We start from the raw sequence: 15,772 nt of genomic DNA, 5'->3' as shown, positions 1-15,772 counted from the left end.
TACGGCGCGCTGGCGGACGGCACGACGACGAGCCCGGGAACGCCGGGAGGAGAGCGGATCCGCCCCTAGGAGCGGGGCGCCATCGAGGTGAGCGCGATGAGCCGCGACATCGAGCGCAGGTACTTCTTGCGGTAGCCGCCGCTCAGCATGTCGCCGCCGAAGACCTCGTCGAGGGGCGTCCCGGAGGCGAGGACCGGGATCTGCGCGTCGTAGACCCGGTCGATGAAGGCCACGAGGCGCAGGGCGTCGGTCTGGTCGGTCAGAGCGGTGACGCCCCGGAGCACGATGGTGTCGACGCCGTCGATCACCTTGATGTAGCGGGAGGGGTGCACGGTGCCCAGGTGGTGCACGGCCTCCGCGAACGGGTCGTCGGTGACGACGGAGCCGGCGGGGGCGGCCGCGACGAGAGCGTCGATCTCCTCGTCGGTGCGCACCACGGCGTGGCCCTCGATGTCGCGGCGCCGGTAGTCGGTGCCGTCGATCCGCATCGTCTCGAAGTGGGCGGCCATCGACTGGATCTCGCGGAGGAAGTCCGCTGCGGCGAAGCGCCCCTCGCCCAGCGCGTTGGGCGGGGTGTTCGAGGTCGCGGCGATGCGGGTCCCGGAGGCGACCAGCTCGCCGAGGAGCCGCGTCATCAGCATCGTGTCGCCCGGGTCGTCCAGCTCGAACTCGTCGATGCACAGCAGCGCCGAGCCCTTGAGGAGCGAGACGGTCGCCGCGTAGCCGAGCGCGCCGACGAGCGCGGTGTACTCGATGAACGTCCCGAAGTAGGTGCGGCCCGGCACCGCGTGCCAGATCGCCGCGAGCAGGTGGGTCTTGCCGACGCCGAAGCCGCCGTCGAGGTACACGCCCGGCTTGACCGCGGGGGCCTTCTTCCGGCCGAAGCCCAGGAAGCCGCCTCCGCCTCCCTTGGATCCGCCGCCGGCGGCGAACGCGCGGAGAGCCTCCACCGCGTCGGCCTGCGAGGGGTACTCCGGGTCGGGACGGTAGCTCTCGAAGGTGGCGCCCTCGAACTGGCGCGGGGGCACCAGCGTCGACGCGATCTCGTGCCCGCTGATCTGGGGCGAGCGGGCGGTCAGGCTGCTCGTCGATCGGACGTCGTCGGGGCTCACTCGCGTCTCGCATCCTGCGCACGGCGGGGGTCAGTGCGCTCAGTGGCGGCGGCCGCACCGGGCACGGAGCCGCCGCGGTTCTGTGTCGAACTCTTACGGCGCCCTCCGTGCGGCGTCGTCCGCGGACGCGTACTGTCGCTGAAGGGCGGGCTCCAGCGTAGCCCGCCGTGGAATCACGCCCGCGCTCCGCGCACCATCCTGGAGGTCCTCCTTGTCCGTCGAAACCGATCCGTCGCCGAAGTTCGCCTCCTACGCGCACCCCGAACGGCTCGTCAGCGCCGACTGGCTCGAGCAGCGCCTCGGCACTCCCGGTCTCGTCGTCGTCGAGTCCGACGAGGACGTCCTGCTCTACGAGACCGGCCACATCCCCGGCTCCGTCAAGATCGACTGGCACACCGACCTCAACGACCCGGTGCAGCGCGACTACATCCACGGTGCCGCGTTCGCCGCGCTCGTCGGCGGCAAGGGCATCGCCCGCGACACCACCGTCGTCGTCTACGGCGACAAGAACAACTGGTGGGCCGCCTACGCGCTCTGGGTCTTCACCCTCTTCGGCCACGAGGACGTCCGTCTGCTCGACGGCGGCCGCGACAAGTGGCTCGCGGAGGGCCGCCCGACGACCACCGACGCCTCCTCCCCGGAGCCCGCCGAGTACCCCGTCGTCGAGCGCAGCGACGCCGAGATCCGCGCCTTCAAGGACGACGTCCTCGCGCACTTCGGCAACCCGCTGATCGACGTCCGCTCCCCGGAGGAGTTCACCGGGCAGCGCACCACGGCGCCGGCCTACCCGGAGGAGGGCGCCCTGCGCGCCGGTCACATCCCGAGCGCGCAGAACGTGCCGTGGGGCAGGGCCGCCGCCGAGGACGGCACCTTCCGCCCCCTCGACGAGCTGAACGGCATCTACCGCGAGGGCGCGGGGCTGAAGGACGGCGACTCCGTCATCGCCTACTGCCGGATCGGCGAGCGCTCCGCCCACACCTGGTTCGTGCTGACCCACCTCCTCGGCTTCGAGGGCGTCCGCAACTACGACGGCTCCTGGACCGAGTGGGGCAGCGCCGTCCGCGTCCCGATCGTGCAGGGCGCCGAGCCCGGCGAGGCTCCCGCGGCCCGCTGACGCGTCACGACGGAGGCCGGGAGCGCCGATCCGCCCGTCGACGGGCCGGATCCGGGCTCCCGGCCTCCGCTGCGACCGCCCGCCGCCCCTCCCCCGATGAGACACTGGACCGGATGACCGACACCACGCTCCCCGACGCTCTGCGCGACATCCGCGAGGAGTTCCTCGCCCTCGAGAAGCCGGAGCGCCTGCAGCTCCTGCTCGAGTTCTCGAACGAGCTCCCCGACCTGCCCGAGCGCTACCGCGACCACCCGGACCTCTTCGAGCGCGTGGAGGAGTGCCAGGCGCCCGTCTTCATCGTCGTCGACGTCGAGGGCGGGATCGTGCACCTGCACGCCACGGCTCCCCGCGAGGCGCCCACGACGCGCGGCTTCGCGTCGATCCTGGCGCAGGGCCTGGCCGGGCTCACCCCCGAGCAGGTGCTCGCCGTCCCCGACGACTTCCCGCAGACCATCGGCCTCTCGGAGGCGGTCTCGCCGCTGCGCCTGCGCGGCATGACCGCGCTGCTCGGCCGTACCAAGCGGCAGGTCCGCGCGCACCTGGCCGCATGATCCTCCGGCCGCTCGTCCCCGCCGGTCCGCCGATCGTGATCGGCGAGGAGGGCGCGCGAGCGGCGGTCGCGGACGCCTGGCGTCCCGACGAGGCGGTGCGCGTGCGCCTGAACATGATCGCGAGCGTCACCGGCTCCAGCACCGGCTCCGACGGCACGAGCGAGACGCTCACCAACCGCGTCGACCGCACGATCCTCGGAGTCGTCCGCGAGCAGGCCGACGTCGTCCTCGTCGGAGCCGCGAGCGTCCGCGCCGAGGGCTACCGCGTCCCCCGGCGGGTCCCGCTCGCCGTCGTCTCCGCCTCGGGCGATCTCGCCGGGCACCGCCTGGAGCTGCAGGAGGGCTCCCGGGTCCTGCTGCTGGTGCCGGAGTCGCGCGGCGCGGTGGAGGGGCTCCCCGCCGGCGTCGAGGTCGTCCCGGTCCCGTCCTCCTCGGAGCGGATCGGCGTCGACGAGCTCCTGGAGGCTCTCGCCGGGCTCGGCCTGCACCGCGTCGTCTGCGAGGGCGGCGCCTCGCTCTCGGGCCAGTTCCTCGCCTCGGGCCGGGTCGACGAGCTGTGCCTCACCACCTCGCCGCGCGTCGTCCTGCCGGGCCTCCCGGTCGCGACGGGCACGGCCGTCGTCGACGACGCCTACGCCCTGACGCTCCTGGCCGCGGACGATTCCGGGGCCGTCTACGCCCGCTGGAGCCGCACGCGCTGAGAGCCGCCCACCCGGCGTGCCTCCGCGTCCCGGGCGCGTCGGAACCCTAGTCTGCGACCGTGCCCGAATTCCCAGCGTCGTCCCAGCTCCCCGAGGAGTTCCGGGTCGCGACGGAGTCGATCCGCGCCGCTGCCACGCGCGCCGAGCTCACCGTGTCCGAGATCGCCTCGCCGTCGGGTCTCGCGCCCTGGGCCCTCGCCCTGTCGGGCGACGTCGCGCCGCACGCGCACGGACGCGACTCCGAGCTGGGCACGGGGCGCTTCATCCTGCTCTACGACCCCGAGGAGCCCGAGCAGTGGGGCGGCCCCTTCCGTGTCGTCTGCTTCGCCCAGGCCCCGCTCGAGGTCGAGATCGGCACCGATCCGTTCCTCGCCGAGGTCGCCTGGTCCTGGCTCATCGACGCCCTCGGGGCGCGGGGCGCCTCCTATTCCGCCGCGTCCGGCACGGCCACCAAGGTGCTCTCCACCGGTTTCGGCGAGCTGGCCGCTCAGGGGGACGGTGCGCAGATCGAGATCCGCGCCTCCTGGAGCCCGGATGATGCGCAGCTCGCCGCTCACGTGGAAGGGTGGGGGGAGCTGTTGTGCATGCTCGCGGGTCTCCCGCCCGTATCGAGCGACGGTGTGACCCCGCTCGCCTTCCGACGGAACAACCGTGACTGATTACCGTGTCCTCTCCACGCCCGACGAGTTCCTCGCCGCGGTCGACGCCCTCGCCGCCGGCGAGGGCCCCGTCGCCGTCGACGCCGAGCGCGCCTCCGGCTTCACCTACTCGCAGCGCGCGTACCTGATCCAGGTCTACCGGCGCGGCGCCGGCGCGTTCCTCTTCGATCCCCCCGCCATCGGCCGGATGGACGCCCTGCAGGCGGTCATCGGCCAGGAGGAGTGGGTCCTCCACGCCGCCAGCCAGGATCTCGCCTGCCTGCGCGAGGTGGGCCTGGACCCGGTGCGGATCTTCGACACCGAGCTCGCCGCCCGGCTCCTCGGACTGCCCAAGGTGGGCCTCGGCGCCGTCGTCGAGGACCTCCTCGGCATCCACCTGGCCAAGGAGCACTCGGCCGCCGACTGGTCGACCCGCCCCCTCCCCCAGAGCTGGCTCGTCTACGCCGCGAAGGACGTGGAGCTCCTCGTGGACCTCCGCGACCGCATGGAGGAGATGCTCATCGCCGCGCGGAAGACGCGCATCGCCCGCGAGGAGTTCGAGGCGACGCTCGCGCGCGCCCCGAAGGCGGTCCCGCCGGATCCGTGGCGCCGCCTCTCCGGCATGCACTCGCTCCGCGGCCCGCGCCCCCTCGCCGTGGCGCGCGAGCTCTGGCTGGCCCGGGACGCGTTCGCCCGCGAGCGCGACATCGCTCCCGGCCGCCTGATCCCCGACTCCTCGATCATCGCGGTCGCCCGCAACATCCCGACCAGCATCGGCCAGCTCTCGGGCCGCCGCGATTTCACCGGCCGCGCCAGCCGCGGCGAGGTCGAGCGCTGGTGGGCCGCGATCGAGCGCGGGACGACGACCGAGGACCTGCCGAGCCCGACCCGCCCTGCCGCCGACACGCTCCCCCCTCCGCGCGCGTGGGGCGATCGCAACCCGGCCGCCGACGCCCGTCTGAAGGCGGGACGCGCCGTGGTCACCGAGATCGCCGAGCTGCTCTCGCTCCCGGTCGAGAACCTGCTCACGCCGGAGCTGCTGCGCCGGGTGGCCTGGAACCCGCCCGAGCCGTTGACCGCGGAGTCGGTCGCCGCGGAGCTCACCCGCGCCGGCGCCCGCGCCTGGCAGGTCGAGGCCACGTCGGGCTCGATCGCCACCGCGTTTGTCGAAGCGGCCCAAGCGCCGGCCGAGGGCACCGAAACCCCTTCGTAGGAAGCGGCAAAGGATTCCGGCTGCGCGGTGCCGGTTCCTACGATCGACGGCGACCGTGAGTTCCTGGGAGGCATTGTGGCCGAGAGATCCGAAGTCGTGTTCGTCGACGGAGTCCGTACTCCGTTCGGGCGTGCCGGCGAGAAGGGCATGTACTGGCAGACCCGAGCCGACGACCTCGTCGTCAAGGCGATGATCGGTCTGCTGGAGCGCAACGGCGCGCTGCCGAAGGAGCGGGTGGACGAGGTGGCGATCGCCGCCACCACCCAGCAGGGCGACCAGGGCCTGACCCTCGGCCGCACGGCGGCGCTGCTCGCAGGGCTGCCGAAGTCGGTGCCCGGCTTCGCCATCGACCGCATGTGCGCCGGAGCGATGACCTCGGTCACCGCGACCGCGGGCGGCATCGCGTTCGGCGCCTACGACGTGGTCCTCGCCGGCGGCGTGGAGCACATGGGCCGGCACCCGATGGGCTTCGGCGCCGACCCCAACCCGCGCTTCCTCTCCGAGCGCCTCGTCGGCGAGGACGCGCTCAACATGGGCCGCACGGCGGAGCGGATCCACGACCGCTTCCCGCACCTGACGAAGGAGCGCGCCGACCACTACGCCCTGCGGAGCCAGCAGAAGCTCGCCGCCGCGTACGCCGCCGGCAGCATCCAGCCGGACCTCGTCCCCGTCGCCACGCGCAGCGCCGCGGGCTGGGGCCTCGCGACCGCCGATGAGGCACCGCGCCCCGAGACGACCCTCGAGGGCCTCGCGGGCCTGCGGACCCCGTTCCGCCCCCACGGCCGGGTGACCGCGGGCAACTCCTCCGGGCTCAACGACGGGGCTACGGTGTCGCTCCTGGCCAGCGCCGAGGCCGCGGAGGAGCTGGGCCTGTCCGCGAAGATGCGGATGGTGAGCTTCGCGTACGCCGGCGTCGAGCCCGAGATCATGGGCATCGGCCCGGTCCCCTCGACCGAGAAGGCGCTCCGCAAGGCGGGCCTGGGCATCGAGGACATCGGGCTCTTCGAGCTCAACGAGGCGTTCGCCGTGCAGGTGCTCTCCTTCCTCGACCACTTCGGCCTCGACGACGACGACCCGCGCGTCAACGAGTACGGCGGAGCGATCGCGATCGGCCACCCGCTCGCCTCCTCCGGGGTCCGGCTGATGATCCAGCTGGCCCGGCAGTTCGAGTCGCACCCCGAGGTCCGCTACGGCGTGACGGCCCTCTGCGTCGGCCTCGGCCAGGGCGGCACGGTGATCTGGGAGAACCCGCACTACGACGGCAAGCGCGGACGACGGAAGGGACGCTGACCCATGCTCGACGGATTCGAGAACCTCGTGGACCTCGCCGAGGGCGAGGTCGTCACCCACTCCTACGTCCGCGACGTGCCGCTGCCCAGCGGCCGAACGCTCGCTCTGATCACGCTCGACAACGACCGCGACCACACCCGCCCCAACACCTTCGGGCCGGCGTCGCTCTTCGAGCTGGCGGACGTCCTCCTGGCGCAGAAGGAGCGCGCCTCGCGCGGCGAGATCCAGGCGGTCGGCATCACCGGCAAACCGTTCATCCTCGCCGCGGGAGCCGACCTCAGCAAGGTCGGGGCCATCCCGAGCCGTGAGCTCGGCCGCCAGCTGGCGCGCCTGGGCCACCGCACGCTGGGGATGCTGGCCGAGCTGGGCGTGCCGTCCTTCGCCTTCATCAACGGCCTCGCCCTGGGCGGCGGCACCGAGATCGGCCTGAACGCCGACTACCGCACGGTCGACTCCTCCATCCCCGCGCTCGGGCTCCCCGAGGTCTTCCTCGGCATCATCCCCGGCTGGGGCGGCGCGTGGCTCCTGCCGAACCTGATCGGCATCGAGAACGCCCTCAAGGTCGTGGTCGAGAACCCGCTCAAGAACAACCGCACGCTCAAGGGCCAGGAGGTGTTCGACCTCGGCATCGCCGACGCGATCTTCCCGCCCGCCGCCTTCCTCGAGGACTCGCTCCGCTGGGCCGACGGCGTGATCGGCGGCTCCGTGAAGGTGGAGCGGCCGAACGCACCCGGCAAGCTGGAGCGGCTGGTCAAGTGGGACGTCGCGATCTCGATCGCTCGCAAGCAGCTGGAGTCGCGGATCGGCACGGTCGCGGCGTCTCCGTACCGCGCGCTGGAGCTTCTCAAGGCCGCGAAGAACACCACCCGCGAGGAGGGCTTCGCCGCCGAGGACGAGGCGCTGGCCGACCTGATCTCGGGCGACCAGTTCCGCGCGAGCATCTACGCGTTCGATCTGGTGCAGAAGCGCGCCAAGCGTCCCGCGGGAGCGCCCGACAGGGCGCTGGCCAAGCCCGTCACCAAGGTCGGGGTCGTCGGCGCGGGCCTCATGGCCTCGCAGTTCGCGCTGCTCTTCCTCCGCCGCCTCCAGGTGCCGGTGGTCATCACCGACCTCGACCAGGAGCGGGTCGACAAGGGCGTCGCGGGCATCCGCGCCGAGATCGATGCGCTGCTGGCGAAGGGGCGCGTCTCTCCCGACGACGCGAACCGCCTCCGGGCGCTGATCACCGGCACGACCGATCGCTCCGACTTCGCCGACGCCGACTGGGTGATCGAGGCGGTCTTCGAGGAGCTGTCGGTGAAGCAGGAGGTCTTCGCCGACATCGAGCGCTACGTCTCGCCCACGGCGGTGCTCGCGACCAACACCTCGTCCCTCTCCGTCGAGCGCATCGGCGAGCGGCTGGAGCACCCGGAGCGCCTCGTCGGCTTCCACTTCTTCAACCCGGTCGCGGTCATGCCGCTGATCGAAGTGGTCCGGACGCCGCACACCGACGACGAGACCCTCTCGACGGCGATGGTCACCGCCGCGAAGCTCAAGAAGAACGCCGTCATCACGCGCGACACCCCGGGCTTCGTGGTGAACCGCGTGCTGGCGAAGGTCCTGGGCGAGGCGATGCACGCGGTCGACACGGGCACTCCCTTCGAGATCGTCGAGCAGTCGCTGGCTCCGTTCGGCCTGCCGATGACCCCGTTCGAGCTGCTCGAGCTGGTGGGCCTCAAGGTCGGCGCGCACGTGCTCGACACCCACCACGCCGCGTTCCCCGACCGCTTCTTCGACAGCCCCAACCTGCACCGCCTCGCCGAGCTCGGCCACGTCTTCGAGCGCGACGCGAAGGGGCGTGTGAAGGGCGTCGACAAGCGCGCGGTCGCGATCGTCGCCGGGGGCACGGAGCCGATGACGGCCGAGCAGCTGCGGCTGCGCGTCGAGACGGGTCTCGCGGACGAGGTCAAGCGGATGCTGGACGACGACGTCGTGCACGCCGCGGAGGACATCGACCTCTGCCTGATCCTCGGCGCGGGCTACCCGTTCCAGATGGGCGGGCTCACGCCCTACCTCGACCGGGTCGGCGCGAGCGAGCGGGCGTTCGGGGACACGTTCCACCACCCCGCGATCCGCGGCGTCGACTGACGCGGAGTGCAACGACGCGGAAGGGGCGCCGGATCTGATCCGGCGCCCCTTCCGCGCGTCGCCTGCGGGACGGGTCCCGACGGCCGATCAGTCGCTGCGGGCGTCGTCCCGGGCCTCGACCTCGTCCGGGAGCGGACGGGCGACCGGGATCTTGCTGCCCAGCACCTGCGCGACGACGTCGCGAGCGATGTGCTGGGGAGTGAGTCCGACGTCCTCGAGGATCTCCTCGCGCTTGGCGTGGTCGAGGAACTGGTCGGGCAGCCCGAGCTCGGTCACCGCGGTGTCCACGCCGGCCTCGCGCAGGTCCTGGCGGATGCGCGTGCCGATCCCGCCGACGCGCACCCCGTCCTCGATCGAGACGACGATGCGGTGCTCGCGGGCGAGCTCGATGATGCTGGTGGGCACGGGCACGACCCAGCGGGGGTCGACGACGGTGGCTCCGATGCCCTGGGCCGCGAGCCGCTGAGCGACCTCGAGACCCATCGCGGCCATCGGCCCGACCGTGACCAGCAGCACGTCCTTGCGCTCGGCGCGGGCGAGCACGTCGACCCCGTCGCCGAGGCGCTCGACGGCGTCGATCTCGTCGCCGACGCTCCCCTTCGAGAAGCGCACCACGGTCGGCGCGTCGGTGACGCCCACGGCCTCGCGCAGCTCCTCGCGCAGACGCACGGAGTCTCGCGGAGCGGCGAGGCGGATGTTCGGGACGACCTGCAGGATCGCCAGATCCCACATGCCGTGGTGGCTCGGACCGTCGGGCCCGGTGACTCCGGCGCGGTCCAGTACGAAGGTGACGCCCGCGCGGTGCAGTGCGACGTCCATCAGCACCTGGTCGAAGGCGCGGTTCACGAAGGTGGCGTACAGCGCGACGACCGGATGCAGCCCGCCGAAGGCGAGACCGGCGGCCGAGGTCACGGCGTGCTGCTCCGCGATGCCGACGTCGAAGACGCGCTCCGGGTACTTCTCCGCGAGGCGGTCGAGACCGACGGGCCGGAGCATGGCGGCCGTGATGCCGACGATCGTCGGGTCCTCGTCGGCCAGGGTGACGATCTCCTCGGCGAACACCGAGGTCCACGATCGGGCCCCGGCCGCGCTCAGCGGCTCGCCCGTCTCGGGGTCGATCTGCCCGACGGCGTGGAACTGGTCGGCGAGGTCGTGCACGGCCGGACCGAAGCCCTTGCCCTTCTGGGTGATCGCGTGGACGATGACCGGCTGGCCGTAGTCCTTCGCCTGCTGGAGGGCCTCCTCCATCGCCGTCAGGTCGTGTCCGTCGATCGGCCCCAGGTACTTGATGTCGAGGTTGGAGTAGAGCGCCTCGTTGTTGATGAAGCGGCTGAGGAAGCCGTGGAGCCCGCCGCGCACGCCGCGGTAGACGGCGGCGGCGGGGCCGCCCAGCCGCTCCGAGACGGCCCGGGAGCCGCGGTGCATCGTGCGGTAGGTCGGCCGCGTGCGGACGCCGTTGAGGAAGCGGGCCATGCCGCCGATGGTCGGGGCGTAGGAGCGCCCGTTGTCGTTGACCACGATGACCAGCCCGCGGGAGTTGTCGTCGCTGATGTTGTTCAGCGCCTCCCAGGTCATGCCGCCGGTGAGGGCGCCGTCACCCACGACCGCGACGACGTGGCGGTCGGTCTGACCGGTCATCGTGAAGGCGCGGGAGATGCCGTCCGCCCAGGACAGCGAGCTGGAGGCGTGCGAGCTCTCGACGATGTCGTGCGGCGACTCCCTCCGCTGCGGGTAGCCGGCGAGGCCGCCGCGCTGCCGGAGCTTCGAGAAGTCCTGGCGACCGGTGAGCAGCTTGTGGACGTAGGACTGGTGGCCGGTGTCGAACACGATCGCGTCGTGCGGCGAGTCGAAGACCCGGTGGATCGCGATGGTCGTCTCGACGACGCCGAGGTTCGGCCCCAGGTGGCCTCCGGTCTTCGAGACCTCGCGCACGAGGAAGTCGCGGATCTCCTGCGCCAGCGTCTCGAGCTCGGCCGCGGTCAGGCGATCGAGATCGCGAGGACCGCCGATGGTCTCGAGAACAGCCATGCGCGCCGCCTTCCGGGGTCGTGAGCGAGGTGGGGACGTCTCCCGAGTCTACGCACGGGGCCCCCGGGAACGCGTGTGCGCCTCCCCCGCAGGGAAGGCGCACACGCTCTGCGGCTGATCTAGACGAGCGAGCGCAGCACGTACTGCAGGATGCCGCCGTTGCGGTAGTAGTCCGCCTCACCGGGGGTGTCGATGCGGACGACCGCGTCGAACTCGACGGTCCGCTTGCCCTCGGCCGAGTGCTCGGTCGGCTCGGCGACGACGTGGACCGTCTTGGGGGTGACGCCCTCGTTCAGCTCCTCGATGCCCGAGATGCTGATCGACTCGGTGCCGTCCAGGCCCAGCGACTCCCAGCTCTCGCCCGCGGGGAACTGCAGCGGGACGACGCCCATGCCGATGAGGTTCGAGCGGTGGATCCGCTCGAAGCTCTCGACGATGACCGCCTTGACGCCCAGCAGGCTCGTGCCCTTGGCCGCCCAGTCGCGCGACGAGCCGGAGCCGTACTCCTTGCCGCCCAGGATGACGAGCGGGGTGCCCTCGGCCTGGTAGTTCTGCGACGCGTCGTAGATGAACGACTGCGGGGCGTCCGGCTGAGTGAAGTCGCGGGTGTAACCGCCCTCCACGCCGTCGAGCAGCTGGTTGCGCAGGCGGATGTTCGCGAACGTGCCGCGGATCATCACCTCGTGGTTGCCGCGGCGCGAGCCGTAGGAGTTGTAGTCCTTGCGGTCGATGCCGTGCTCGTCGAGGTAGCGGCCGGCGGGGCTGTCGGCCTTGATCGAGCCGGCGGGGCTGATGTGGTCGGTCGTGACGGAGTCGCCGAGCTTGGCGAGCACGCGGGCACCGGCGATGTCGGTGACCGGGGTCGTCTCCATCGTCATGCCGTCGAAGTACGGGGGCTTCCGCACGTAGGTCGACGACTCGTCCCACTCGAAGATCGAGCCCTCGGGGGTCTGCAGCGCGCGCCAGCGCTCGTCACCGTCGAACACGCCCGCGTACTGCGTGTCGAACATCGACTTGTCGATCGACGAGTCGATCGTCGCCTGCACCTCGGCCGCGTCGGGCCAGATGTCCTTGAGGAACACGTCGTTGCCGTCGGAGTCGGTGCCGAGCGCGTCGACCTCGAAGTCGAAGTTCATCGAGCCGGCGAGCGCGTAGGCGATGACGAGCGGGGGGCTCGCCAGGTAGTTCATCTTCACGTCCGGGTTGATGCGGCCCTCGAAGTTGCGGTTGCCCGAGAGCACGGCGGTCACGGCGAGGTCGTTGTCCTGCACCGCGGCCGAGATCTCCTCGAGCAGCGGGCCGGAGTTGCCGATGCAGGTCGTGCAGCCGTAGCCGACCGTGTAGAAGCCGAGCGCTTCGAGCGACTCGGTCAGGCCGGCCTTCTCGTAGTAGTCGGTGACGACCTTCGATCCGGGCGCCAGCGTGGTCTTGACCCACGGCTTGGCCTTCAGACCCTTCTGCGCCGCGTTGCGGGCCAGCAGGCCGGCCGCGAGCATGACGGACGGGTTCGACGTGTTGGTGCACGAGGTGATCGCCGCGATCGCGACGGCGCCGTGATCGATCGTGAAGGTCCCGCCCTCGCCGAGCTCGACCGTGGTCGGCTTGGAGGCGGTCGCCGGCGCGTGCGAGCGGTGGGTGTGCTCGTGGCTGCTGTGCTCGTCCTGCGGCTGCAGCTCTCCGGGGTCGGAGGCGGGGAACGACTCCGCGATGGTCAGGTCGACGATGTCGTGCGAGACGTCCGCGTAGTTGGTGAGGTCCGACTCGAACTGCGTCTTGGCGGACGAGAGCTCGATCCGGTCCTGCGGGCGCTTCGGGCCGGCGATCGAGGGGACGACGGTGCCGAGGTCGAGCTCGAGGTACTCGCTGAAGACCGGCTCGACCGCGGGGTCGTGCCAGAGCATCTGCAGCTTGGAGTACTGCTCGACGAGGGCGATCTGCTCGTCGCTGCGGCCGGTGAGGCGCAGGTAGTCGAGGGTCACGTCGTCGATGGGGAACATCGCGGCGGTGGAGCCGAACTCGGGGCTCATGTTGCCGATGGTGGCGCGGTTGGCGAGCGGCACCGCGGCGACGCCGGCCCCGTAGAACTCGACGAACTTGCCGACCACGCCGTGCTTGCGCAGCATCTGCGTGATGGTGAGCACGACGTCCGTCGCGGTCACGCCGGTCGGGATCGAGCCGGTGAGCTTGAAGCCGACGACCTTCGGGATGAGCATCGAGACGGGCTGGCCGAGCATCGCGGCCTCGGCCTCGATGCCGCCGACGCCCCAGCCGAGCACGCCGAGGCCGTTGACCATCGTCGTGTGCGAGTCGGTGCCGACGCAGGTGTCGGGGTAGGCGCGCAGCACGCCGCCCACCTCGCGGGTCATGGTGACGCGGGCCAGGTACTCGATGTTGACCTGGTGCACGATGCCGGTTCCGGGCGGGACGACCTTGAAGTCGTCGAAGGCGGTCTGGCCCCAGCGGAGGAACTGGTACCGCTCGCCGTTGCGCTCGTACTCGAGCTCGACGTTGCGCTCGAGCGCGTCCTCGGTGCCGAAGAGGTCGGCGATGACGGAGTGGTCGATGACCATCTCGGCGGGCGCGAGCGGGTTGATCCGGTTCGCGTCGCCGCCCAGGGCAGCGACGGCCTCGCGCATCGTGGCGAGGTCGACGATGCAGGGCACGCCGGTGAAGTCCTGCATGACCACGCGGGCCGGCGTGAACTGGATCTCGGTGTCGGGCTCCGACTCCGGGACCCACTCGCCGAGGGCGCGGATGTGGTCGGCGGTGATGTTCGCGCCGTCCTCCGTGCGGAGGAGGTTCTCGAGCAGCACCTTGAGGCTGAACGGGAGCTTCTCGTGACCGGGGACCCGGTCGATGCGGAACACCTCGTAGTCGGTCGAGCCGACCTTCAGGGTGTCTTTCGATCCAAAGCTGTCTACCGCGGACACGTCGCCCTCTCCTTCGCTGACTGCAGCGTCCGCCGACGGGCGGAGCCGCTCTCCGTCCTCATCTTGACGACCGCGCACAGCGGCCTGCCACCAAGGAGGACCTAACTCCTCGACGCCGAGGCGCCCGGTCGACCTCGCCGCGACGGTGCGGGGAGGCGAGCGCTATTTATCTCGACGTCGAGACAATTCTACGCACGATCCGGAGCATCGCCCGCATCGGCGCGCTCGTCGGCTCCGCGGTACTCGGCCCGGACGGCGAGCACGGTGAGCACCAGCAGCGGCGCGTACAGGGGCAGGCCCAGCGCCAGCTTCCAGATGCCCAGCGCCGTGGTGTCCTCGGCGAGGAACAGCGGGTACTGCACGGCCAGGCGCAGGAGGAAGAGCCCCGCCCACGCGAGGGTCAGGGCGCCGAAGAGGCGGCGCTTGCGCCGATCGGATCGCCAGGCGGTGCCGTCCCCCATCAGGAAGCCGGCGGCGACGCCGATCAGGGGCCAGCGCACGAGGACGGAGAGGAGGAAGACGAGCCCGTAGACGAGGTTGGTGAGCAGCCCCAGGGCGAAGTTGTCGACGCCCCGCCCGGTGAACAGCGCCAGTGCGGCCGAGACCACCACGGCGAGCAGTCCGCCGACGGCCTGGATCACCGGCGTCCGGCCGAGCACCCGCGCCACCGTGAACGCCACGGCGAGCCCGACGGATGCGACCAGCGAGAGCACGAGCTCCGAGGTGACCGTGTAGAGCAGGACGAAGGCGATGCCGGGCACGACGGCCTCGAGGATCCCCCGGACGCCGCCCATGGTGCGCAGCAGCGCCTTCCCGTCGAACGGCTCGCCGTCGGCGACCGCGCCGAGTCCCGAGCGGCGGGCGGCCTGCGCGATCGCGTCGCCGACCTCGGGCCGGACCGGCTCCTCCGATCGGGCCGGGTCCTCGGGCCGCACCGGCTCCATGCCGGTCAGCTCGCGCTCTGCTGGGTCTGGCTGCCGGTCGGCACCTTCAGCGGGATCAGGTCGCGCGGAGGCATCGGGCCGCTGCCGCGGACCACGACGATGCTGCGGAAGAGCTCCTCGACCGAGGCGGCCGCCTGCTCGTCGACGGCTCCGGCTCCGGCGATCACGCCGCGGAGGAACCAGCGCGGACCGTCGACGCCGACGAACCGGGCGACGCGGGTCTGGCCGCCGGCGATCGGGAGCTCGGCGACGAGCTCCGGACCGAAGACGCCGTCGCGCTCCGTCGTCGATCCGCCCTGACGGCCGATCTGCTCGGCGATCTGGCCGCGGATCTCGTGCCAGAGGCCCGAGGAGCGCGGCGCGGAGAAGGGCTGCACCTGCAGCGTCGACCCTGCGTAGTCGAGGCCGACGGCGATGACGCGCTTGGTCCCCTCCTCGACCTCGAGGCGGATGTGCATGCCCTCGCGGGGAAGCACCTTCACCCCGCCGAGGTCGATGTAGGGGCGGACCGGGTTGGCCTCGCGCTCGTCCAGGGGCCCGGCCTCCGCGCGGTCCTCCGGCGCCGACTTCTCGAAGTCCTGCTGGACGGGCTCGGCGGCCTCGCCGGTCGTGGACTGGATGTCGCTCATGCGCTCTCCTCGTGGATTCTGGTCTCCTGGGCGCCGGCGGCGTACCCGGTGGATCCGAAGCCGCCCGTGCCGCGGACCGACTCGGGAAGCTCGTCGACGGCCGTGAACCTCGCCTGGACGACGGGGACGATCACGAGCTGCGCGATCCGGTCCCCCGCCGAGACGCGGTACGTCTCGCGGCTGTCGGTGTTCAGCAGCGCCACCCGGATCTCGCCGCGGTAGCCCGCGTCGATCGTTCCGGGGGCGTTGACGACGGTGATGCCGTGCCTGAAGGCCAGCCCGCTGCGGGGGACGACGAAGCCGGCGTGGCCCTCCGGGAGGGCGACGGCCACCCCGGTGCCGACGGAGGCGCGCTCACCGGGGGCGAGCACCACGTCCTCCGTCGAGTGGAGATCGGCTCCCGCGTCGCCCGGACGGGCGTAGGAGGGGAGCCGGTCCGCGGTGATCGGGACGTCGACGGTTGCAGGCACGTGACGAGGGTAGACCAAACGTCTG

General features: G+C 71.8%; 13 protein-coding genes. 7 read left to right on the top strand and 6 right to left on the bottom strand.

What is annotated here, in order from left to right:
• Positions 1-65: 65 nt before the first annotated feature.
• A complete protein-coding gene (gene zapE / locus C5C46_RS00140; RefSeq protein WP_104225238.1) occupies positions 66-1,112 on the bottom strand; it encodes a cell division protein ZapE in 1,047 nt (348 codons plus the stop codon).
• A gap of 211 nt (positions 1,113-1,323) precedes the next feature.
• On the opposite strand from zapE, the gene C5C46_RS00135 reads away from it, so the two are divergent.
• The 7 genes from C5C46_RS00135 to C5C46_RS00105 all read left to right on the top strand — a co-directional run bounded on the left by C5C46_RS00135 (position 1,324) and on the right by C5C46_RS00105 (position 8,746).
• Positions 1,324-2,226: a sulfurtransferase gene (locus C5C46_RS00135; RefSeq protein WP_104225237.1), complete on the top strand. Its 903-nt coding sequence runs from the start codon at positions 1,324-1,326 to the stop codon at positions 2,224-2,226.
• Between the two features lie 113 nt (positions 2,227-2,339).
• Positions 2,340-2,777 carry a SufE family protein gene (locus C5C46_RS00130; protein ID WP_104222086.1) on the top strand — a complete coding sequence of 146 codons (438 nt, stop codon included), beginning with the start codon at positions 2,340-2,342 and terminating at the stop codon, positions 2,775-2,777.
• Positions 2,774-3,478, top strand: a complete 705-nt coding sequence (locus C5C46_RS00125; protein WP_104222088.1) for a dihydrofolate reductase family protein — start codon at positions 2,774-2,776, stop codon at positions 3,476-3,478. The genes C5C46_RS00130 and C5C46_RS00125 overlap by 4 nt, the downstream gene beginning before the upstream one ends.
• Positions 3,479-3,537: 59 nt before the next feature.
• Entirely contained in the window at positions 3,538-4,137 is a 600-nt protein-coding gene (locus C5C46_RS00120) for a DUF3000 domain-containing protein (RefSeq protein WP_104222090.1), read from the top strand.
• Positions 4,130-5,329 carry a ribonuclease D gene (locus tag C5C46_RS00115; RefSeq protein ID WP_104222092.1) on the top strand — a complete coding sequence of 400 codons (1,200 nt, stop codon included), beginning with the start codon at positions 4,130-4,132 and terminating at the stop codon, positions 5,327-5,329. The genes C5C46_RS00120 and C5C46_RS00115 overlap by 8 nt, the downstream gene beginning before the upstream one ends.
• 75 nt (positions 5,330-5,404) lie before the next feature.
• Positions 5,405-6,619 (top strand): thiolase family protein, encoded by a 1,215-nt coding sequence (locus C5C46_RS00110; protein WP_104225236.1) that lies wholly within the window; start codon positions 5,405-5,407, stop codon positions 6,617-6,619.
• A gap of 3 nt (positions 6,620-6,622) precedes the next feature.
• On the top strand, positions 6,623-8,746 hold the full coding sequence (locus C5C46_RS00105) for a 3-hydroxyacyl-CoA dehydrogenase NAD-binding domain-containing protein (RefSeq protein WP_104225235.1): 2,124 nt from the start codon (positions 6,623-6,625) through the stop codon (positions 8,744-8,746).
• Positions 8,747-8,833: 87 nt separating this feature from the next.
• On the opposite strand, the gene dxs is transcribed toward C5C46_RS00105, so the two are convergent.
• From dxs to dut, 5 genes are all read right to left on the bottom strand, one after another.
• Positions 8,834-10,774, bottom strand: coding sequence for a 1-deoxy-D-xylulose-5-phosphate synthase (dxs, locus tag C5C46_RS00100; protein WP_104222098.1), 1,941 nt, complete (start codon positions 10,772-10,774; stop codon positions 8,834-8,836).
• Between the two features lie 119 nt (positions 10,775-10,893).
• On the bottom strand, positions 10,894-13,704 hold the full coding sequence (acnA, locus tag C5C46_RS00095; protein WP_104225234.1) for an aconitate hydratase AcnA: 2,811 nt from the start codon (positions 13,702-13,704) through the stop codon (positions 10,894-10,896).
• A 188-nt stretch (positions 13,705-13,892) separates the two neighbouring features.
• Complete coding sequence (locus tag C5C46_RS00090; protein ID WP_104225233.1) at positions 13,893-14,648, bottom strand: DUF3159 domain-containing protein; 756 nt, start codon at positions 14,646-14,648, stop codon at positions 13,893-13,895.
• A gap of 5 nt (positions 14,649-14,653) precedes the next feature.
• A complete protein-coding gene (locus C5C46_RS00085; RefSeq protein ID WP_104222103.1) occupies positions 14,654-15,277 on the bottom strand; it encodes a DUF3710 domain-containing protein in 624 nt (207 codons plus the stop codon).
• On the bottom strand, positions 15,274-15,747 hold the full coding sequence (gene dut, locus C5C46_RS00080; RefSeq protein ID WP_104222105.1) for a dUTP diphosphatase: 474 nt from the start codon (positions 15,745-15,747) through the stop codon (positions 15,274-15,276). The genes C5C46_RS00085 and dut overlap by 4 nt, the downstream gene beginning before the upstream one ends.
• Positions 15,748-15,772 lie beyond the last annotated feature (25 nt).

It is taken from the genome of Rathayibacter sp. AY1E6 (assembly GCF_002931115.1).
Lineage (GTDB): Bacteria > Actinomycetota > Actinomycetes > Actinomycetales > Microbacteriaceae > Rathayibacter.
The sequence above is the reverse complement of the archived record's forward strand: the minus strand, read 5'-3'. Positions and strand labels throughout refer to the sequence as shown.